At 62.0% G+C, this 250-nt stretch carries 1 pseudogene; it reads right to left on the reverse strand.

The features are described 5' to 3' along the window. Positions 1–196: pseudogene (locus tag FVA95_RS33415) on the reverse strand (homoserine kinase); the annotation flags it as partial. Between the last annotated feature and the right edge of the window lie 54 nt (positions 197–250).

The raw sequence follows: 250 nt of genomic DNA on the forward strand, positions 1-250 counted from the left end.
GTGCCACGAACCCGGCAGTATCGACGTCAGACACCTTCTCGAGTTGGTCACGGCTCCCCAGGGCCAGAACGGTAGGCCCAGCGCCAGAAATGACAGTGGCGACGCCACGTCCGCGCAATCTATCCGTGAGCGCTGCCGATTCCGGCATAAGAGCGCGCCGGTATGGTTGGTGGATCCAGTCCTGAGTTGCCGCCAAGAGATGTTCAGGTGAGGTTGTCAGGGCAGTGACAAGCAGTGACGCCGCCAGGAC

This window comes from Pseudonocardia sp. EV170527-09 (genome assembly GCF_008369905.1).
Lineage (GTDB): Bacteria > Actinomycetota > Actinomycetes > Mycobacteriales > Pseudonocardiaceae > Pseudonocardia.